10 protein-coding genes are annotated in these 21,616 nt (G+C 65.1%); 3 read left to right on the top strand and 7 right to left on the bottom strand.

The features are described from left to right. Nucleotides 1-90 precede the first annotated feature (90 nt). Both MKAN_RS25565 and MKAN_RS25560 read right to left on the bottom strand, forming a co-directional pair. Nucleotides 91-12,369 carry a non-ribosomal peptide synthetase gene (locus tag MKAN_RS25565; protein WP_080674153.1) on the bottom strand — a complete coding sequence of 4,093 codons (12,279 nt, stop codon included), beginning with the start codon at nt 12,367-12,369 and terminating at the stop codon, nt 91-93. Beyond that, nucleotides 12,362-12,589: an MbtH family protein gene (locus MKAN_RS25560; protein WP_023373182.1), complete on the bottom strand. Its 228-nt coding sequence runs from the start codon at nt 12,587-12,589 to the stop codon at nt 12,362-12,364. Before MKAN_RS25560 ends, MKAN_RS25565 begins: the two co-directional genes overlap by 8 nt. 717 nt (nt 12,590-13,306) lie before the next feature. Here MKAN_RS25560 and MKAN_RS25550 point away from each other — a divergent pair. Further along, nucleotides 13,307-14,872: an MFS transporter gene (locus MKAN_RS25550; protein ID WP_371686044.1), complete on the top strand. Its 1,566-nt coding sequence runs from the start codon at nt 13,307-13,309 to the stop codon at nt 14,870-14,872. 76 nt (nt 14,873-14,948) lie between these two features. On the opposite strand, the gene MKAN_RS25545 is transcribed toward MKAN_RS25550, so the two are convergent. The 4 genes from MKAN_RS25545 to MKAN_RS25530 form a co-directional block, all read right to left on the bottom strand. Next, nucleotides 14,949-15,419 (bottom strand): PH domain-containing protein, encoded by a 471-nt coding sequence (locus MKAN_RS25545; RefSeq protein WP_023373176.1) that lies wholly within the window; start codon nt 15,417-15,419, stop codon nt 14,949-14,951. Beyond that, entirely contained in the window at nt 15,416-15,898 is a 483-nt protein-coding gene (gene ribH, locus MKAN_RS25540; RefSeq protein ID WP_023373174.1) for a 6,7-dimethyl-8-ribityllumazine synthase, read from the bottom strand. The genes MKAN_RS25545 and ribH overlap by 4 nt, the downstream gene beginning before the upstream one ends. Further along, nucleotides 15,895-17,181 (bottom strand): bifunctional 3,4-dihydroxy-2-butanone-4-phosphate synthase/GTP cyclohydrolase II, encoded by a 1,287-nt coding sequence (locus MKAN_RS25535; RefSeq protein ID WP_023373172.1) that lies wholly within the window; start codon nt 17,179-17,181, stop codon nt 15,895-15,897. The genes ribH and MKAN_RS25535 overlap by 4 nt, the downstream gene beginning before the upstream one ends. 385 nt (nt 17,182-17,566) lie before the next feature. After that, entirely contained in the window at nt 17,567-18,214 is a 648-nt protein-coding gene (locus MKAN_RS25530) for a riboflavin synthase (RefSeq protein ID WP_023373170.1), read from the bottom strand. A gap of 118 nt (nt 18,215-18,332) precedes the next feature. On the opposite strand from MKAN_RS25530, the gene MKAN_RS25525 reads away from it, so the two are divergent. Both MKAN_RS25525 and MKAN_RS25520 read left to right on the top strand, forming a co-directional pair. Beyond that, nucleotides 18,333-19,034: an LppX_LprAFG lipoprotein gene (locus MKAN_RS25525; protein WP_036392193.1), complete on the top strand. Its 702-nt coding sequence runs from the start codon at nt 18,333-18,335 to the stop codon at nt 19,032-19,034. After that, nucleotides 19,034-20,587: an MFS transporter gene (locus MKAN_RS25520; protein ID WP_023373166.1), complete on the top strand. Its 1,554-nt coding sequence runs from the start codon at nt 19,034-19,036 to the stop codon at nt 20,585-20,587. Before MKAN_RS25525 ends, MKAN_RS25520 begins: the two co-directional genes overlap by 1 nt. A gap of 4 nt (nt 20,588-20,591) precedes the next feature. Here MKAN_RS25520 and ribD read toward each other — a convergent pair whose 3' ends face one another. After that, the gene (gene ribD / locus MKAN_RS25515) at nt 20,592-21,611 is read right to left on the bottom strand and encodes a bifunctional diaminohydroxyphosphoribosylaminopyrimidine deaminase/5-amino-6-(5-phosphoribosylamino)uracil reductase RibD (RefSeq protein ID WP_036392191.1); all 1,020 of its coding nucleotides are present in this window, start codon (nt 21,609-21,611) and stop codon (nt 20,592-20,594) included. Nucleotides 21,612-21,616 lie beyond the last annotated feature (5 nt).

Here is a 21,616-nt window from a genome sequence, read left to right as displayed (position 1 = left end):
TGGCGGCCGCTGCGACGTAAGTGTGCGACGATGGCCAGCCACGCGATGGTGATCGGCGTGCCGGTCGCCGGGCACATCCAATCTGCTTTGCTAGGTTTCATGGCGAAGCTCGATGGCGCGGAGCGGCTTGTCCGGGTAGGCCGCCATGATGTCCAATAGCTGTCGCAGGCGGCGGATGATCAGTTCGATTCCGGACGCGTCGAAAACATCGCCGGCAAACTCCACGCGAAGATTGAGTTGGCGGCCCGGTGACACGCGCACGGCTAACGGGTAGTGGCTGAATTCGTAGCCGGTGATTTCGGTGATCGCCAGCTCGTCGGCGCCCCCAACCGTGAAATTCTCCACCGGGTAGTTCTGGAACACCAAAAGAGTGTCGAACAGAGGGTCCTGGCCGCAACCGTCGGTAATATCTGCCAGCGCCAGGTATTGATGCTCGAGGGTGTCGTGTTGGGCTTGCTTGAGTTGGCTGAGCAATTCTGTGGTCGTGGTCGTCACGCTGGTAATCGCGCGCACCGGCACGGTGTTGGCCAACAGGCCGACCATAGATTGTGCACCGGCCAACTCGGCGGGCCGCCCAGATACCGTGGTGCCGAAGGCCACATCATGGTGGCCGGTCAGCCAGACCAGGACCTGCGCCCAAGCGGCTTGCAACACCGTATTGATCGTCGTGGTGTGTGAGCGAGCGAGTCGGGTCAGCGCGTCGGTGGTTTCGACCGGCAGCTGAAAAGATCGCACGCGGCCCTCAGCGAGTCGCGACCGGTTGGGTGGGCCCACCAAAGTGGGCGTGTGGAAACCGGAAAAGAGTTTGCGCCAGGCGGCGCAGGCTGCGGCGTGGTCGCGGGCAGCAAGCCACGTCAAAAAACGCCGGTACGCGACCGGCCGCGGCAATTCCTGCTCGTGGTAACAGGCGAAGATGTCGCGCAGCATGATCTGCAGTGACCAGCCATCGCAAACAATGTGGTGGGTGGTCAGCAAGAACAGGTGACGATTCTGCGCCCGGCGAAGGAGAGCGGCTCTCAGGGGGCCGTTGTTAGTGAGGTCGGTTACGGCTTGGCGCTCGGCAGCGCAGAGCCGCTCGACGTCGTGCTGCTCGGCGGCGGCGAACTCGGCATAGCGCCACTGCGCTATCGGATTGGCTGGAATGATCTGCACCGGCTCGTCGAGACCCTCGGTGATGAACCGGGCCGCCAAGTTGGGGTGGCGCTCGAGGAGGATCTCGACGGCCCGCCGGAGGCGGTGCTGGTCAAGTTGACCCGTCAGGGTGATGCCGACCTGTACCACGTATGCATCCGCGAGGCCGTGGGGGCGGCCGGCAAAGGAAAGCATCGCTTGCTGTAGCGGGGTAAGCGGCACAACATCAGCAATCCGATATTGCCGGCCCAATTCGTCGATTTGCTGCTGACTGAGCCGGGCGGGCAGCACATCGGATGGGGTCAACCCGCCGCCGCCGGTTCGGACGTGTGCGCAGATCCCACGCAGTGCTTCGAACCACAATTGGCTTATCCGGGTGATCTGGGCACGATCAACTTTGGATGGCGCCCAGGTCCACTCAGCGTGCAGTTGCGGGCCTGCAGGGGTGTTAACTGTGGCGGCGTTGACTTCCACGGTGTGCATCAGCGGCATGTCGTAGCCAGCCTCGCTCATTTCGTTAACCGGCAAGGCGCCATAGCAGATTTGCCAGCTGTCATCGGCAGTGACGGCCTGAGCGTGCTCGCCGAGGCGGCCCAAGTAGTTGAATCCAATCGGCGGGTCGGCTGCCGCGAGCTCGATCTGTTCGTTCTGTGCGGTGAGGTAACGCAGCAGCCCATAGGTAAGACCGTCGGGTAGGGCGCGAAGCTGCTCTTTGGCGTTCTTGATGACCACGCCCAGTGCGGCCCCACCAGCCACCACATCCGTCCAGCGCAGGTCTGTTTCCACGGCCACTGCCACCGGGTATTTGGTGGTGAACCACCCCACCGTATGGGACAAGTCGATGCCAGGAGCCAATTCATCCTGACGTCCGTGGCCCTCGACGTCGATAACGATCCGGCCTGCGTCTTCGCCGAAGAATGCCCACCACGCCAGCGCGTAGGCGATCAGCAGAATTTCCTGTATCCGGGCATGGAACGCCGCGGGAACGTCGTCCGTAAGCATGCGGGTGGTCTCGACATCGAGCGATGCCGACATGTGCCCGGCGCTGGCGAACGTATCTACCGCGGGTTGAACCGCGGGCATCTCGGCACCAGGCATCATGACCTGCTGCCAGGCGGAGACCTGAGCGACCACCTCGTGGCGCTGCGCGTACTCACCTAACAGTGACGCCCACCGCCGGAATGACGTACCCCTGGAGGACAGCACGACCCGCTGCCCCCGGCGGTGTTGATTCCAAGCGTTATTGAGATCGTCCAGCAAAATCCGCCAAGACACCGCGTCAACAGCTAGGTGATGGATGACTAGCAGCAGTTGTCCTGCGTTGGCGACCCATAACGCGCTGAGCATCTCCCCGGCAGCCGGATTCAACCGGGACCGGGCCGCTGCCAGTGCCGTTTCCGACATCTCCGGCACGACTTGCAGGCGGCTTGGCGCAGCCACACTGCCCGGCTCGGGCACCCACAACGACCAGTGTCCGGTGCTGCCGTCGGCGACCTGCAACCGCAGCATTGCGTGTCGATCCAACAACGCTTGCAGCAGGACCACCACGTCATCCTTGGTAACGCCAGCCGGAGCCTGCACTAGCACCATCTGATTGAACTGCCCGACCGGCCCCTGCACGCTTTCCAGCCAGCGGATGATCGGTGTTGCCGGCACCTCGCCCGCGCAGTCATCTACCGCGCCGCTCGCGGCGTCACCGTTCAACCGGGCTGCGCCGGCGATCCCAGCGACGCTTTGAAGGGTGAATAGATCCCGAGGTCGACACTCGATGCCCGCGGCGCGCGCCCGCGCGGCGACCTGTATCGCGGAAATGCTGTCCCCGCCAAGATCGAAAAACGAGTCATCAACACCGACTTGATCCAGCCCTAAAACCTGGGCATAAATCCCGGCCAGGACCGCCTCCACCGGGGTCGCCGGCGCCCGATACCGCTCGACTTGACCATAACTGGGCGCCGGCAACGCGCGGGTATCAAGTTTGCCGTTGACCGTCAACGGCAAACCCTGCACCACCACCACCACCGCAGGCACCATGAAATGCGGCAACCGAGACGCCACCCGCGCCCGAACCGCCACCCCATCGACCGCCCCGGTCACATACCCCACCAGACGCCGATCCCCCGGCCGGTCCTCACGGACCACCACCACCGCCTGCTGCACCCCCTCCACCTGCAACAACGCCGCCGCAACCTCACCCGGCTCGACCCGATACCCCCGAATCTTGACCTGCTCATCAACACGGCCCACATACTGCAACTGCCCATCGCCACCCCACCGCACCACATCCCCGGTGCGATACATCCGTTTCCCACCCACCCCACCAAACGGACACGCCACAAACCGCGACGCCGTCAACCCCGACCGACCCCAATACCCCAACCCCACCCCCGACCCCGCCACATACAACTCCCCCACCACACCCACCGGCACCGGCCGCAACCACCGATCCAGCACCAACAACACCGCCCCCGACAACGGCACCCCAATCGGACTTGCAGCACTGCCGATGTCGGCCTCGAGAATCCGGCGAAACGAGGCATACACCGTCGCCTCGGTCGGGCCATAGGCGTTGACCAGCCGGGTGCGTCCGCCGAACCGACCCCACCACCGTTTGAGCCGGGGCGGGTCGAGCGCTTCACCCGCCACCACCACCGCCTCGAGCCGCAGGTGGCTCCCCAGCTTCGGGTGAGCCGAATAGGCGGCCTGCAACGCATACCACGCCGAGGGTGTCTGACATAGCACCCGCACACCTTCATCAGCCAGCAAGCCCAGCAACTCCGTCGGCGAACGCGTGACCTCGTCGGGCACGATGACCAGGCGTCCGCCGTGGAGCAGCGCACTCCACATCTCCCACACCGACACATCAAAGGCATGCGAATGACACTGCGCCCACACCTGCCCGGGCAACGGCTGCAGATCGGGGTGCAAACCAGCAAACAGCTCGGTGATGTTGTGGTGGGTGATGGCGACGGCTTTGGGGGTGCCGGTGGTGCCCGAGGTGTAGATGAGGTAGGCGAGGTTGGCCGCCTCCGGCTCGGGCAACGGGTCGGCGGGCTGGGTCGCGATCGCGGGATCGTCGACCTCGATGACCTGCACCCCCAACCCGTCGAGGCGCTGCCCAAACCCCGCGGTGCATACCGCCACCACCGGTTTGGCGTCATCGAGCATGAACTTCACCCGTGCCCGCGGATGAGCCGCATCAATGGGCAAATACGCCGCCCCCGTCTTCCACACCGCCACAATCGCGATCACCGCCTGCGCGCAGCGCCGCCCCACCAACGCCACCACATCACCGGCCCCCACCCCACGGCCCACCAACCACCGCGCTAACCGATTCGCCGCCGCATCCACCTGCCCATAAGTCCACGACGTAGACGTAGCCCCACACACCAACGCCACCGCCCGCGGCGTACGCCCCACCTGCGCCTGCCACAACTGCGGCACCGACACCGCCGCCGATACCCCACCAGCGGCCAACGCCGCCCAATTACCCCAGCGCACCAACCGGGCATGCTCATCCACACCCACCACATCCACCGACGACAACCGCCGACCCGGATCAGCGGTCACCGCCACCAAAACCCGCTCCAAGCGCTTCACCAGCATCTCGATGCTGGCCGCGTCGAACACATCGGTGCGAAACTCCACCACCCCGTTGATCCCGGCAGGTCCACCGGTCTCGGTGAAAGATTCGGCCAACGAAAACACCAAATCCATCCGAGCCGTGTGGGTCCGCACCGGCAACGAACTGACCTGCACATCCCCCAACCTCAACCCGCCAGCAAAGTCGGCACCCCCCGCGAAGTTCTGCCAGGCCACCAACACCTGAATCAACGGGTGATAAGCCAACGACCGGGCCGGATTGAGCCGCTCGACAAGCGCCTCAAAAGGCACATCTTGATGCTCGAAGGCCGCCAGGCTGCGCGCCCGCACCTGAGCCAACAACTCAGCGAAACTGGGATCACCCTCAACGTGGACCCGCAACACCAACGTATTGACGAAAAACCCCACCAGCCCATCAAGAGCAGGATCACCCCGGCCAGCCACCGCAAACCCCACCGCCACATCAGAGCTGGCACACAGCTGCGACAACAGCACCGACAACGCGGCCTGCACCACCATAAAACTGCTGGCCCGATGCTCGCGGGCGACCCGGGCCACCCGCTGCTGCAACTCCGCCGACCACACCACCACCACCTGGTCACCGCGATAATCAGCTACCTGCGGATACGGCCGATCGGTGGGCAGCTCCAACCGTTCCGGCATCCCCGCCAACGCCTTTTCCCAAAACACCAACTGCGCCGCAATAGCACTACCGCTATCAGACAACTCCCCCAGATTGGCCCGCTGCCACAACGTGTAATCGACATACTGCACCGCCAACGGCGCCCACCGCGGCGCTCGACCCCCACACCGGCTGGCATAAGCCACACTCAAATCAGCGGCCAACGCAGCCACCGACCACCCATCAGCAGCGATATGGTGCACCACCACCACCAGCACATACTCGCGCTCACCGACCACCAACAACTGCACCCGCACCGGAATCTCGGTGGCCAAATCAAAACACCGACCCACCACCGCCGCCACGGCCTGCCCCACCCGGCCGGCCGTCCAACCGCCGGCATCGACAACCCGCCAACCCAGCCGCACCCGCTCAACCGGAACAACCACCTGCTGCGGCACCCCCGCCACCGCGCTAAACACCGTCCGCAAACTCTCATGCCGGCCCACCACATCAGCCCACGCCGCCCCCAACGCCGCCACATCCAGCCGACCACGCAACCGCACCGCCCACGCCATGTGGTAAACCGGCGAGGGCCCCTGCACCTGATCGATGAACCACAACCGACTCTGCGCAAACGACAACGGCACCACCGCAGGCCGCACCCCCGCCACCAACGGACCACCCCGACGCGCCGCACCCCCCACCCACGACGCCAACCCCGCCACCGTCGGCGCCTCAAACAACGCCCGCACCGACAACCCCACATCCAACGCATCATTGAGCGCAGCGATCACCCGCATCGCCAACAACGAATCCCCGCCAAGATCGAAAAACGAGTCATCAACACCGACTTGATCCAGCCCTAAAACCTGGGCATAAATCCCGGCCAGGACCGCCTCCACCGGGGTCGCCGGCGCCCGATACCGCTCGACTTGACCATAACTGGGCGCCGGCAACGCGCGGGTATCAAGTTTGCCGTTGACCGTCAACGGCAAACCCTGCACCACCACCACCACCGCAGGCACCATGAAATGCGGCAACCGAGACGCCACCCGCGCCCGAACCGCCACCCCATCGACCGCCCCGGTCACATACCCCACCAGACGCCGATCCCCCGGCCGGTCCTCACGGACCACCACCACCGCCTGCTGCACCCCCTCCACCTGCAACAACGCCGCCGCAACCTCACCCGGCTCGACCCGATACCCCCGAATCTTGACCTGCTCATCAACACGGCCCACATACTGCAACTGCCCATCGCCACCCCACCGCACCACATCCCCGGTGCGATACATCCGTTTCCCACCCACCCCACCAAACGGACACGCCACAAACCGCGACGCCGTCAACCCCGACCGACCCCAATACCCCAACCCCACCCCCGACCCCGCCACATACAACTCCCCCACCACACCCACCGGCACCGGCCGCAACCACCGATCCAGCACCAACAACACCGCCCCCGACAACGGCACCCCAATCGGAGGCGGGCCCGAACCCGGCCGCAACGGCGCACTCATTGACACGTACCACGTCTCGGTAGGGCCGTAGGCGTTGATCATGATCCGTCCGGGCGCCCAGCGGTCCACCAGGTCGGCCGGACAGGCCTCACCGGCTACGACGAGTGCCGTCGATTCCAAACCGTCCGTCGACAACATCGCAGCCGCAGATGGGGTCTGAGTCAGTACATCCACGTGCTCGGAGGTGAGCAGGTTGTGGAAGTCTGTGGGTGATCGGGTGACTTCCTCGGGCACGATGACCAGGCGTCCGCCGTGGAGCAGCGCGCTCCACATCTCCCACACCGACACGTCAAACCCATAGGAATGACACTGTGTCACCGCCTGGCCCGCGGCGAGAATGGACGCGTTCGGCGCGGTGAAGAGCTGGGTGATGTTGTGGTGGGTGATGGCGACGGCTTTGGGGGTGCCGGTGGTGCCCGAGGTGTAGATGAGGTAGGCGAGGTTGGCCGCCTCCGGCTCGGGCAACGGGTCGGCGGGCTGGGTCGCGATCGCGGGATCGTCGACCTCGATGACCTGCACCCCCAACCCGTCGAGGCGCTGCCCAAACCCCGCGGTGCATACCGCCACCACCGGTTTGGCGTCATCGAGCATGAACTTCACCCGTGCCCGCGGATGAGCCGCATCAATGGGCAAATACGCCGCCCCCGTCTTCCACACCGCCACAATCGCGATCACCGCCTGCGCGCAGCGCCGCCCCACCAACGCCACCACATCACCGGCCCCCACCCCACGGCCCACCAACCACCGCGCTAACCGATTCGCCGCCGCATCCACCTGCCCATAAGTCCACGACGTAGACGTAGCCCCACACACCAACGCCACCGCCCGCGGCGTACGCCCCACCTGCGCCTGCCACAACTGCGGCACCGACACCGCCGCCGATACCCCACCAGCGGCCAACGCCGCCCAATTACCCCAGCGCACCAACCGGGCATGCTCATCCACACCCACCACATCCACCGACGACAACCGCCGACCCGGATCAGCGGTCACCGCCACCAAAACCCGCTCCAAGCGCTTCACCAGCATCTCGATGCTGGCCGCGTCGAACACATCGGTGCGAAACTCCACCACCCCGTTGATCCCGGCAGGTCCACCGGTCTCGGTGAAAGATTCGGCCAACGAAAACACCAAATCCATCCGAGCCGTGTGGGTCCGCACCGGCAACGAACTGACCTGCACATCCCCCAACCTCAACCCGCCAGCAAAGTCGGCACCCCCCGCGAAGTTCTGCCAGGCCACCAACACCTGAATCAACGGGTGATAAGCCAACGACCGGGCCGGATTGAGCCGCTCGACAAGCGCCTCAAAAGGCACATCTTGATGCTCGAAGGCCGCCAGGCTGCGCGCCCGCACCTGAGCCAACAACTCAGCGAAACTGGGATCACCCTCAACGTGGACCCGCAACACCAACGTATTGACGAAAAACCCCACCAGCCCATCAAGAGCAGGATCACCCCGGCCAGCCACCGCAAACCCCACCGCCACATCAGAGCTGGCACACAGCTGCGACAACAGCACCGACAACGCGGCCTGCACCACCATAAAACTGCTGGCCCGATGCTCGCGGGCGACCCGGGCCACCCGCTGCTGCAACTCCGCCGACCACACCACCACCACCTGGTCACCGCGATAATCAGCTACCTGCGGATACGGCCGATCGGTGGGCAGCTCCAACCGTTCCGGCATCCCCGCCAACGCCTTTTCCCAAAACACCAACTGCGCCGCAATAGCACTACCGCTATCAGACAACTCCCCCAGATTGGCCCGCTGCCACAACGTGTAATCGACATACTGCACCGCCAACGGCGCCCACCGCGGCGCTCGACCCCCACACCGGCTGGCATAAGCCACACTCAAATCAGCGGCCAACGCAGCCACCGACCACCCATCAGCAGCGATATGGTGCACCACCACCACCAGCACATACTCGCGCTCACCGACCACCAACAACTGCACCCGCACCGGAATCTCGGTGGCCAAATCAAAACACCGACCCACCACCGCCGCCACGGCCTGCCCCACCCGGCCGGCCGTCCAACCGCCGGCATCGACAACCCGCCAACCCAGCCGCACCCGCTCAACCGGAACAACCACCTGCTGCGGCACCCCCGCCACCGCGCTAAACACCGTCCGCAAACTCTCATGCCGGCCCACCACATCAGCCCACGCCGCCCCCAACGCCGCCACATCCAGCCGACCACGCAACCGCACCGCCCACGCCATGTGGTAAACCGGCGAGGGCCCCTGCACCTGATCGATGAACCACAACCGACTCTGCGCAAACGACAACGGCACCACCGCAGGCCGCACCCCCGCCACCAACGGACCACCCCGACGCGCCGCACCCCCCACCCACGACGCCAACCCCGCCACCGTCGGCGCCTCAAACAACGCCCGCACCGACAACCCCACATCCAACGCATCATTGAGCGCAGCGATCACCCGCATCGCCAACAACGAATCCCCGCCAAGATCGAAAAACGAGTCATCAACACCGACTTGATCCAGCCCTAAAACCTGGGCATAAATCCCGGCCAGGACCGCCTCCACCGGGGTCGCCGGCGCCCGATACCGCTCGACTTGACCATAACTGGGCGCCGGCAACGCGCGGGTATCAAGTTTGCCGTTGACCGTCAACGGCAAACCCTGCACCACCACCACCACCGCAGGCACCATGAAATGCGGCAACCGAGACGCCACCCGCGCCCGAACCGCCACCCCATCGACCGCCCCGGTCACATACCCCACCAGACGCCGATCCCCCGGCCGGTCCTCACGGACCACCACCACCGCCTGCTGCACCCCCTCCACCTGCAACAACGCCGCCGCAACCTCACCCGGCTCGACCCGATACCCCCGAATCTTGACCTGCTCATCAACACGGCCCACATACTGCAACTGCCCATCGCCACCCCACCGCACCACATCCCCGGTGCGATACATCCGTTTCCCACCCACCCCACCAAACGGACACGCCACAAACCGCGACGCCGTCAACCCCGACCGACCCCAATACCCCAACCCCACCCCCGACCCCGCCACATACAACTCCCCCACCACACCCACCGGCACCGGCCGCAACCACCGATCCAGCACCAACAACACCGCCCCCGACAACGGCACCCCAATCGGACTTGCAGCACTGCCGATGTCGGCCTCGAGAATCCGGCGAAACGAGGCATACACCGTCGCCTCGGTCGGGCCATAGGCGTTGACCAGCCGGGTGCGTCCGCCGAACCGACCCCACCACCGTTTGAGCCGGGGCGGGTCGAGCGCTTCACCCGCCACCACCACCGCCTCGAGCCGCAGGTGGCTCCCCAGCTTCGGGTGAGCCGAATAGGCGGCCTGCAACGCATACCACGCCGAGGGTGTCTGACATAGCACCCGCACACCTTCATCAGCCAGCAAGCCCAGCAACTCCGTCGGCGAACGCGTGACCTCGTCGGGCACGATGACCAGGCGTCCGCCGTGGAGCAGCGCACTCCACATCTCCCACACCGACACATCAAAGGCATGCGAATGACACTGCGCCCACACCTGCCCGGGCAACGGCTGCAGATCGGGGTGCAAACCAGCAAACAGCTCGGTGATGTTGTGGTGGGTGATGGCGACGGCTTTGGGGGTGCCGGTGGTGCCCGAGGTGTAGATGAGGTAGGCGAGGTTGGCCGCCTCCGGCTCGGGCAACGGGTCGGCGGGCTGGGTCGCGATCGCGGGATCGTCGACCTCGATGACCTGCACCCCCAACCCGTCGAGGCGCTGCCCAAACCCCGCGGTGCATACCGCCACCACCGGTTTGGCGTCATCGAGCATGAACTTCACCCGTGCCCGCGGATGAGCCGCATCAATGGGCAAATACGCCGCCCCCGTCTTCCACACCGCCACAATCGCGATCACCGCCTGCGCGCAGCGCCGCCCCACCAACGCCACCACATCACCGGCCCCCACCCCACGGCCCACCAACCACCGCGCTAACCGATTCGCCGCCGCATCCACCTGCCCATAAGTCCACGACGTAGACGTAGCCCCACACACCAACGCCACCGCCCGCGGCGTACGCCCCACCTGCGCCTGCCACAACTGCGGCACCGACACCGCCGCCGATACCCCACCAGCGGCCAACGCCGCCCAATTACCCCAGCGCACCAACCGGGCATGCTCATCCACACCCACCACATCCACCGACGACAACCGCCGACCCGGATCAGCGGTCACCGCCACCAAAACCCGCTCCAAGCGGGCAGCCAGATCAGCAACCCCGAAATCGGAAAACGGGCGACCGGCTCCTACCGTTCTGAGAAAAAGCCCGTCGTCATCTTTGATGAAGTACAAGCCAAAATAATCTACGTGGGCAACGGTTGTGTAAAATGCCCTTGCCGCGGCCCCATTGAATGTAAGGCGATTCGCCGCGGGGATAAAATTGACGCTTACCCTACCCGTATTCCGAACGTTCTGGGTCTTGTGATCCAAGGTATGAACCGGAAATCGTTGATGCCGAAGGGCCTCCTGAATCTGCAGATCGACGTGCCTGCAGAAATCGGCAGCTCCGGACCCTGACGATGCTTTCAAAACCAGCGGCAAGACCCCGGACAACATTCCAGGAAGAAATTTCGACTCGCGAGTCGTCCGCCTGCTGACCGGAAAATCGAGCACCACTTCTGAACCGTCAATGCAGCATGAACCAACCAGGAGTGCGCAAGCCGCAGTAATAATCGAGGACTGCCGAATACCCAGCACCCGCGACAACTCGTGCACCCTTGCCAAGACGTCAGGATCCAATTGCACGGGTACCGAAGCGGTATAGGAATCGCAGTCGGCATTCTCTTGCGAAAACCAGTTGTCCTGCCCGCTTTCCGATGGGATATTTTGGCGCCAGTAATGCTCGTCGTCCGAATATTCGCTAGAAGCCTCGTAGTTGGACTCGCAGCGAACCAGATCCTCCAGGGATCCGAAATAAGCAGGGGCGACGGGTTTGCCGGCGGCAAGCGCTGAATATACCGACGAAATTCGTTCCGCTAAAATGGTGATAGTGAATCCATCGAGAACTAAATGGTGAACGCAGATGAATAGGTAGAATTCCTCCGGCTGCGTCTGAAACAACGCGAACCTGAACAGCGGGCCGGCCGGCGACATGGGCGCCTGCTGGATGGTCGAGGCCAACCTGTAGGCCTCTTGCACCGGGCGCTGCGAGCACCGCAGATCGTGGACGGGAATCTCGAAATCCGGGTAATGGAACGGCGTTTGGAAAACCCGCCCACCGATTTCAGAAAAGGCGACCCTCAGCGGTTCGGCCTCGGCTATTACCTGGCGGATCGACTGTCCTATCAAATCAGGATCTACGACACCGTCGATGATCAAGAACTGCCCGACTTGCCATTCCACTGCCGAGCGACCCGTCTGCTGCCACAGCCATATGCCCAGCTGCGCCTGTGTTACCGGAAATGTCCGCCCATCGGGTTCCAACCGACCATCCGACCCCGATTGCCTAGACATCAGGACCTCCGCCCGAGGTCCAACTTTCTCGCAGATTCGGCCGGATGTCGGTCCAATTCCGTTCGATGTAGGCCAGGCACGCAGCACGCTCGGCCTCGTCGTAAACGACTCGCCAACCTTTAGTAACGTCGGCAAAGACGGGCCACAGGCGGTGTTGCTCCTGGCAGTTGATCAAGACGAAGTAGCTGCCGCGGTCTTCGTCGAACGGGTTGGCACGCAACGCGCTACCTCAGCGCCGCCACGTGCGCCCGGCTGACTGCCGAGCACGCAATCACCGTATCCGGCGCCGCCCCGAGTAAACGCCGCTGCAAAGCCACGACCGAGGAGGGCATCGCCATGGCAACGGCGATGCCAGCCGCGCCCTCCGTCATCGGCACAAGGCACGAGCTGACGCGGGAAAGCCAGCCCACGCCTGCGTTCACCGACCACGCCCTTCACTTCCGATGGAGAACTGAACAGCGGACTACTATGATCCGCTATGTGGCTCTAACTATAGGGCATCTCGGCAACACTTTCTATAGGCCGTTGACCGTGATGTCGCCGATCCGACCGTGCTGCGGAACGATGTCTTGCCAGGACATGCACCGGGCGCAAAGCGCGCAAGGCGCGATCAAGGGCACCCATCGCCATGGGCGGCGACCTCGGCTGCACCGCCGAAGCGTTGCCCCGGTTGAATGGAACGGATCGGCCAAGTCGGCACGCCCGAGATCTGGGTCGCAGATGCTGCGAGTGCCCGGACTCTGGCGGCCAAGAGCATTTCTCGAACGAAAAAGCCGGTGGCGACTTTCCGGGACGAGGAGGTAACGTGCGTGCGGCGATGACTCCGGCGGGAAGTGGCCGACGACCCACCGAATCCGGCGGCCCACCGAACCGCGGAGGGCGTGGATGTCCCCGACACCCGTGGCGGGCGCTGTGGGCGATGCTGTTGGGCTCCTTCATGATTCAGGTCGACTTCATCATCGTTGTGGTCGCCAACCCGAGCATCATGACCGATCTTCACTCCGATTACGACACGGTGATCTGGGTGACCAGCGCCGCCGTGCTGGCCTACGCGGTGTCGGCGCTGGTGGCCGGGCGGCTCGGTGACCGATTCGGCCCGAAGAATGTGTATCTGATCGGCTTGGCCATCTTCACCGCCGCCTCCCTGTGGTGCGGCTTGTCGGACAGTGTCGAGATGCTGATCGCGGCTCGTGCGATCCAAGGGATCGGTGCCTCACTACTGAATACGCAGACGCTGTCGACGATTACCCGTACTTTCCCTCCGGAACGTCGGGGGACGGCGTTGAGCGTCTGGGGAGCGACCGCGGGTATCGCCACTCTGGTCGGGCCTTTGCTGGGCGGTTTACTGGTCGGCGCACTGGGCTGGAAATCGATTTTCTTCGTCAATGTTCCCATCGGCGTCGTCGGACTGGCGCTGGCCGCCAGGTGGATTCCGGTTTTGCCGACCCACACGCATCGATTCGACTGGATCGGCGTCGCGCTCTCCGGAATGGGCACGAGCCTGGTCGTTTTTGCGCTGCAAGAGGGACAATCCGCAGGGTGGGGGACGTGGATCTGGGCAGCAATCGGCACCGGCATGGGATTTCTGGCGGTCTTCGTTCACTGGCAGTCCGTCAACCTGCGCGAGCCGCTGATCCCGCTGGAAATTTTTCGCTATCGAGACTTCGCTTTGTCTAGCTTGGGAGTGGCGATGATCGCCTTCGTCACGACGGCGATGATGCTGCCGGCGATGTTCTACGCACAAGGGGTGCTTGGCCTATCCCCGGCGCAATCGGCACTGCTGACCGCACCGATGGCCGTTACCACAACCCTGCTCGCCCCGCTGGTTGGCAAGCTTGTTGACCGCGCACACCCGCGGCCCGTGATCGGTTTCGGTTTCTCGCTGGTATCGGCTGCGCTGACCTGGCTAGCGGTCGAGATGACTCCGGGCGCACCGATATGGCAGTTGGTGCTGCCATTCGCCGCGCTCGGTGTCGGGATGGCGATGCTGTGGTCGCCGCTGGCTGCAACCGCTTCTCGCAACCTGCCCGCACACTTGGCCGGGGCCTGCTCGGGCGTTTACAACTCGGTCCGGCTTCTTGGCGCCGTGCTGGGCAGCTCAGGCATGGCAGCGTTTATGGCGGCCCGGATCGCCGCCGAAACACCAAACCACAGCGGACCTCCACCGCCCCCGGCGGGCGGCGGCACGGGCATCGGCGTGCGATTACCTGACCTGATGCGCGAGCCTTTCTCGACCGCAATGTCGCAATCAATGCTGCTGCCCGCATTTGTCGCTTTGCTCGGCGTGGTTGCGGCGCTATTCATGGTGGGCTCTGGCGCTCACTTATCCTCCGACCGGTGCCCGCGCTCGGCGACAGCCGGAAAAATCGGCTCCCGACGTTTCCCTATCGATGTCCAGCCAACAGCGGCCACCGCGAAGAAAAGCCCACCCGCCCCGAACCCAACCGACAGCTGCGGGCGCACCAATGGCAACACCATGCCAGCAAGACCGGATTTAGATTAGGAGCGCAACGGCGGTTCGACACGTCGCCGCCCACCCGGCCACCGGTTCCCCACAGCGATCCACAGCCGGTCGGACCTCAGGGGGCGCGCAAGTCCGGCCGGTAACGCGCCAGCAGCGTTCGTACCGTATCCATGGCCGCCACGGCGCGTTCCTTGTCCACGGCCTGAATCGCCATCACCGGGATGTACTCGTCATCAGGCAGATCAATTCGCGCCCAGCGGCTGCCGCTGGGAAACGACACAGCGACTACGTCGTTCCAATGGATTAGCTTGTACCCCAATATATTTCGCACGGAAAGACCGGCCGCGCCCACCCGCAGGCGCGGCCGCGTCAACAGCAACACGGCGCCGGCGAAGATCAACCCCAGCGCGCCCATAGCCACCTGGTCAGCGGTCCGCAGGACCACGCCGGTGGTCCCGACCTTCAGCAGCATGCCCACCGCGACGTGCACCACGACGATCAGGAACGCTGCGACGCAGGCGAATATCGGCGTCCAGTAGGGACGCAGCACCACGTCCCAGTCACCTTGCTGCGCGTCCGCCGTCACGACTGAACGCGTAGCTCGCGCAAGGTCAGCGCTGTGGTCAGGGCAGCCGCGGTCGCTTGCGCGCCCTTGTCCTCCGCCGACGTCGGGAGTCCGGCCCGGTCCAGGGCCTGCTCCTCGGTGTTGGTGGTCAACACCCCGTTGGCCACGGGTGTCGACTCGTCCAGCGAAACCCGGGTCAGCCCTTGGGTCACCGCATCGCAGACATAATCGAAATGCGGTGTCTCACCACGGATTACCACGCCCAGCGCGACGACAGCGTCGTGCTGGCGGGCCAATTCCTGCGCCACTACCGGAATCTCGATTGCGCCCAGTACGCGCACCACCGTCGGGTTGTCGATGCCGGAGTCGGCAGCCACCTTCCGCGCGCCGGCAAGCAGCGCATCGCAGATTTGGCTGTGCCAGGTGCTGGCCACAATCGCCAGCCGCACACCGGACGCGTCAAGCGCCGGGATGTCCGGGACGCCGGCGCCACCGCTCACAAAGCACCACCGAATTCGCCGGGCAGCGGGACCGATTCCTGGAAATTCCCGAATTCGTCCAGCCCGACCAGGTCGTGGCCCATCCGGTCGCGCTTGGTCATCAGGTAGCGGATGTTTTCCGCATTGGCACGCACCGGCAGCGGCACCCGCTCGATGATGTGCAGTCCGTAGCCGTCCAGCCCGACCCGTTTGGCCGGGTTGTTGGTAAGCAGCCGCATCGACCGGACCCCGAGGTCGACCAGGATTTGCGCGCCGATCCCGTAATCCCTTGCGTCGGCAGGCAAACCAAGCTTGAGATTGGCATCCACGGTGTCCGCACCTGCGTCCTGCAACTGGTAAGCCTGCAATTTGTGCATCAGGCCGATGCCGCGGCCCTCGTGGCCGCGCATGTACAGCACCACGCCACGCCCCTCCCGCGCGACCATCGCCATCGCGGCGTCCAGCTGAGGTCCGCAGTCGCAGCGGCGCGACCCGAACACGTCGCCGGTCAAGCATTCGGAGTGCACCCGGACCAACACGTCGTCGCCGTCGGCGTTCGGGCCGGCTATCTCGCCGCGCACCAGCGCCACGTGTTCGACGTCCTCATAGATGCTGGAGTAACCGATGGCGCGAAACTCCCCATGCCGAGTCGGGATCCGGGCTTCGGCGATTCGCTCGACATGTTTTTCGTGCTTGCGGCGCCATTCGATCAAATCGGCGATGGTGATCAGCGCCAGACCGTGCTCGTCGGCGAACACCCGCAACTCGTCGGTCTGGGCCATCGCCCCTTCGTCTTTTTGGCTGACGATCTCGCAGATGGCGCCGGCGGGTTGCAGTCCCGCCAGCCGCGCCAGGTCGACGGCCGCCTCGGTGTGGCCGGGGCGGCGCAACACACCGCCGTCCTTGGCCCGCAACGGAACAACGTGACCGGGACGGGTGAAGTCGTCGGCGTTGCTGGCCGGATCGGCCAGCAACCGCATGGTGGTAGCGCGGTCGGACGCCGAAATACCGGTCCCGATACCTTGTCGCGCGTCGACGGTGACGGTGTAGGCGGTGCCGTGCTTGTCCTGGTTGACCGCAAACATCGGCAACAGCCCGAGCCGGTCGCAGATCGAGCCGTCCAGCGGTACGCAAAGGTAGCCGGATGTGTAGCGAACCATGAAGGCGACCAACTCCGGAGTGGCCTTCTCGGCCGCGAAGATCAGGTCGCCCTCGTTCTCGCGGTCCTCGTCATCGATAACGATGATGGCCTTGCCCGCCGCAATGTCGGCAACCGCCCGCTCGACGGAATCCAGCCTCGTCATCGTTGTTACCTTTGCTGTCGGTGAGCCGGGCGGTAATGCCCGCATGTCGCATTCAGTATGAACCACGCTGCCGCCTCGGATGTCGCCTTGTTCAGTGAGATGGCTCATTCGCGTACCTTCTGATCAGGCAGTCGGCAATGCCGTCGGGCAACCGCGCGCCGGTTCACGCATTCGTTCATGACTCGTCCAAGGCTGGGCGAACGAATGTTGGCGACCCTATTGGGTTATTCCCCCATCGGTTTTTCGCCGCCGTTGGAAAAGCGCGGCCAAGCGCGGACGGGCAAGCGATAATCATCGCCGTTTTCCTCATTGACTGCCATATTGACTGCCATCCCGAGGCCCGCTGGTTCGCAACGTGGGGGCATACCCGAGCGCGCCCGCCTTGCTAAGCGGTGTTCTCGGTTGCCGGCGCGCTTCCGGCGTTGGCTGTTCGCGGGGCCGGCAGCAGCCGTTCCACATACTTGGCGAGCACGTCGACCTCGAGATTCACCCGCGTCCCCACGGGCGCAGAACCCAGCGTGGTCAACTCCCGAGTGGTCGGAATCAGCGAGACCTCGAACCAGTCCCGCGGCTGGGCACCGAGCCCGGAAACGGTCAGCGAAATGCCGTCGACGGTGATCGATCCCTTCTCCACGATGTAGCGAGCCAACGTCGCGGGAACCTCGATCCGGACCACTTCCCAGTGCTGCGACGGGGTCCGGGCCACGATCTCGCCGGTCCCGTCCACATGCCCCTGCACGATGTGCCCGCCGAGCCGGCTGTTGAGCGCGGCAGCTCGTTCCAGATTGACCCGGCTGCCCACTCGCAGATCGCCGAGGCTGGACCGGTTGAGCGTCTCGGCCATCACGTCGGCGGTGAACTGGCCGTCGGGCAGCACTTCTACCACGGTCAGGCACACGCCGTTGACGGCGATGGAATCGCCGTGGCCGGCGTCGGAGGTGACGACGGGACCGCGGATGGTCAGGCGCGCCGCATCGGTGAGGGTGTCCCGCGCGATCACCTCGCCGAGTTCCTCGACAATTCCGGTGAACATCGCACCAGGCTAGTGGCTCCAGGTGGCCCCGGGTTAGCCGGTACAACCGCGCTGCCCCGACCGACCGCGGGCCCTGCGTTGCCCGGTGCGGTCACCGGCACCCTCTACGATGCTGGGTATGCAACCCCCCAGACGTCTCTTCGCTGTTGTCGTCGCCCTCAGCCTCGCCACCACCGTGGTCGTGGGCTGCTCGTCGGGCAAGAAAGACAGCGGCGGACCACTACCCGACGCGACGACATTGGTGAAGCAGGCGACCGACAAGACCAAGACCGTCAAGAGTGCACATCTGGTCCTGACGGTGAACGGCAAGATCCCGGGATTGTCGATGAAGACGCTGACCGGCGATCTCACGACCAATCCCACTGCCGCCAAAGGAAACGTCAAGCTCACACTCGGCGGGTCCGATGTCGATGCCGACTTCGTCGTCTTCGAAGGGATCCTGTACGCCACCCTCACACCCAATAAGTGGAGCGACTTCGGTCCGGCCGCCGACATCTACGATCCCTCGCAGATCCTGAACCCTGACACCGGGCTGGCCAACGTGCTGGCGAACTTCACCAATGCCAAAGCCGAAGGGCGCGACACCATCAACGGACAGAGCACCATCCGCATCAGCGGGAAGGTCACGGCGGACGCGGTGAACCAGATCGCACCGCCGTTCAGTGCAACCGATCCGGTGCCGGGCACCGTATGGATCCAGGAGAGCGGCGACCACCAGCTGGCCCAGGTTAAGTTGGATCGGGGTTCGGGCAATTCCGTCCAGATGACCTTGTCGAATTGGGGCGAGCAGGTGCAAGTCACGAAGCCGCCGGTGAGCTGATGAGCACGCAGACGGGCCGGCGGGTAGCGATCAGCGCGGGCAGCCTCGCGGTGCTGCTGGGTGCCCTCGACACCTATGTCGTGGTCACCATCATGCGCGACATCATGAACAGCGTCGGTATCCCCGTAAACCAGCTGCAGCGGATCACCTGGATCGTCACGATGTACCTGCTGGGCTACATTGCCGCGATGCCGCTGCTGGGCCGGGCCTCCGACCGGTTCGGCCGCAAGCTCATGCTGCAGGTCAGCCTTGCCGGCTTCGCTGCGGGTTCGGTGATCACCGCGCTGGCCGGGCACTTCGGCGATTTCCACATGCTGATCGCCGGACGCACCGTCCAGGGGGTTGCCAGCGGTGCACTGCTGCCGATCACGCTGGCGCTGGGCGCCGATCTGTGGGCGCAGCGCAACCGCGCCGGTGTGCTCGGCGGCATCGGCGCTGCACAGGAACTCGGCAGTGTGCTCGGTCCGCTGTACGGGATCTTCATCGTCTGGCTGTTCCATGATTGGCGCGATGTGTTCTGGATCAACGTCCCGCTCACCGCGATCGCGATGGTGATGATCCACTTCAGCCTGCCCGCCCATGACCGCAGTGCCGAGCCGGAACGGATTGACGTGATCGGCGGGCTGCTGCTGGCCACGGCGCTGGGTCTGGCGGTGATCGGGCTCTACAACCCCAACCCCGACGGCAAACAGGTGCTACCGAGCTATGGGTTGCCGCTGGTGATCGGCGCGGTCGTGGCCGCGGTGTTGTTCTTCGTCTGGGAGCGCATGGCCCGCACCCGGCTGATCGAACCGGCCGGTGTGCATTTCCGGCCGTTCCTGTCCGCGTTGGGCGCATCGGTGTGTGCCGGCGCGGCGTTGATGGTCACCCTGGTCAACGTGGAGCTGTTCGGCCAGGGTGTGCTGGATATGGACCAGGCGCAGGCGGCAGGGATGCTGCTGTGGTTCTTGATTGCCCTGCCGATCGGGGCGGTGGTGGGCGGGTGGGTCGCCACTCGGGCCGGCGACCGTGTGATGACGTTCATCGGGCTGCTGGTGGCCGCCGGCGGCTACTGGCTGATGCACTATTGGCCGGTCGACCTGCTGGCCTATCGCCACAGCATCTTCGGCTTGTTCACGGTGCCCGCGATGCATGCCGACCTGCTGGTCGCCGGGCTGGGGCTCGGACTGGTGATCGGGCCGCTGTCCTCGGCGGCCCTGCGGGTGGTCCCCTCCGCAGAGCATGGCATCGCCTCCGCGGCGGTGGTGGTGGCGCGGATGACCGGGATGTTGATCGGGGTGGCCGCGCTGAGCGCCTGGGGGCTGTACCGGTTCAACCAGATATTGGCGGGGCTGTCGGCGGCCGTCCCGCCCAACGCCACGCTGCTCGAGCGCGCCGCCGCGATCGGAGCCCTGTACCGGCAAGCGTTCGCCTTGATGTACGGGGACATCTTCAAGGTGACGGTGGTGATTTGCGTGTTCGGAGCGCTGCTGGGCCTGTTGGTCAGCGGTCGCAAGGAGCACGCCGAGGAGCCGGAACTACCCCGGCACCAGGCCGTCGCACCCCGGCAATGAACCGCTAACGCGGTATCAGGCTGAGCAGCAGATCCGGTCCCACCTTCTCGACGCTGTCGAATTGCCAGCGCAGCGCGTGCGCGATGCTGGACACCCCCACATCGTCGACCGCGGTCACCGGGCCGCCCAGCAGGATGGGCGCGACATAGGCCAGGATGCGGCTGATCGCCCCGCACCGCAAGAAAGCCCCGGCGACCGTGGGACCGCCTTCCAGCAGGACGTCGGTGTAGTCCAACAGCGCCCTGAGCACCTCCACGGGCTCGTGGGTACGAAGCACCATGGTCCGTGCGTCGTCGTTGAGAACCTTTGCCTCCGGCGGAATGTCACGGGTGCCCACCACCACCCGCAGCGGCTGTTTCGGTGCCAGAGACCCGTCCGGCAGGCGGGCGGTCAGGGCCGGGTCGTCGGCCAGAACAGTGCCGGTGCCGACCACGATCGCGTCGGCGATCGCGCGCCGGCGATGCAGGTCGGCGCGGGCGGCCTCGCTGGAAATCCACTGGCTGGAGCCGTCGGCGGCAGCGCTGCGGCCGTCCACGCTGGTGGCGTACTTCCACGTCACGTGCGGTAGCCCGGTGCGTTGCTTGTGCAGCCACTCGCGCAGCGGCCCGGCCGCCACGTGGTCGGCCAGCACCCCGGAGCGCACTTGCACGCCCGCTGCCGACAGCCGCCCGGCACCGCCCCCCGCGATTCCGTTGGGGTCGGCTACGCCATAGATCACCGTGCCCACCCTGGCTTCGATCAGTGCGTTCACGCATGGCGGAGTCTTGCCGTAGTGGTTGCAGGGCTCCATGGTGACCACCGCGATGGCGCCGGCGGCCAAACCGCCGGCCCGGCGCAGGGCTACCACCTCGGCGTGGTCGCCGCCGGTGGGCTGGGTACCGCCGACGCCGACGACCCGGCCCTCGGTGTCCACAATCACCGCCCCGACGGGGGGGTTCGGATACGTCGAGCCCTTGACCAGGTAGGACTGGTCGATGGCGAGGCGCATGGCGTCCTCGATGCTCTTGACCTGCTCGACAGTCATCGGCT

Origin of the sequence: Mycobacterium kansasii ATCC 12478, from assembly GCF_000157895.3 — a bacterium.
Lineage (GTDB): Bacteria > Actinomycetota > Actinomycetes > Mycobacteriales > Mycobacteriaceae > Mycobacterium > Mycobacterium kansasii.
Note: the sequence above shows the minus strand (reverse complement) of the source record. Positions and strands in the feature narration are given on the sequence as shown.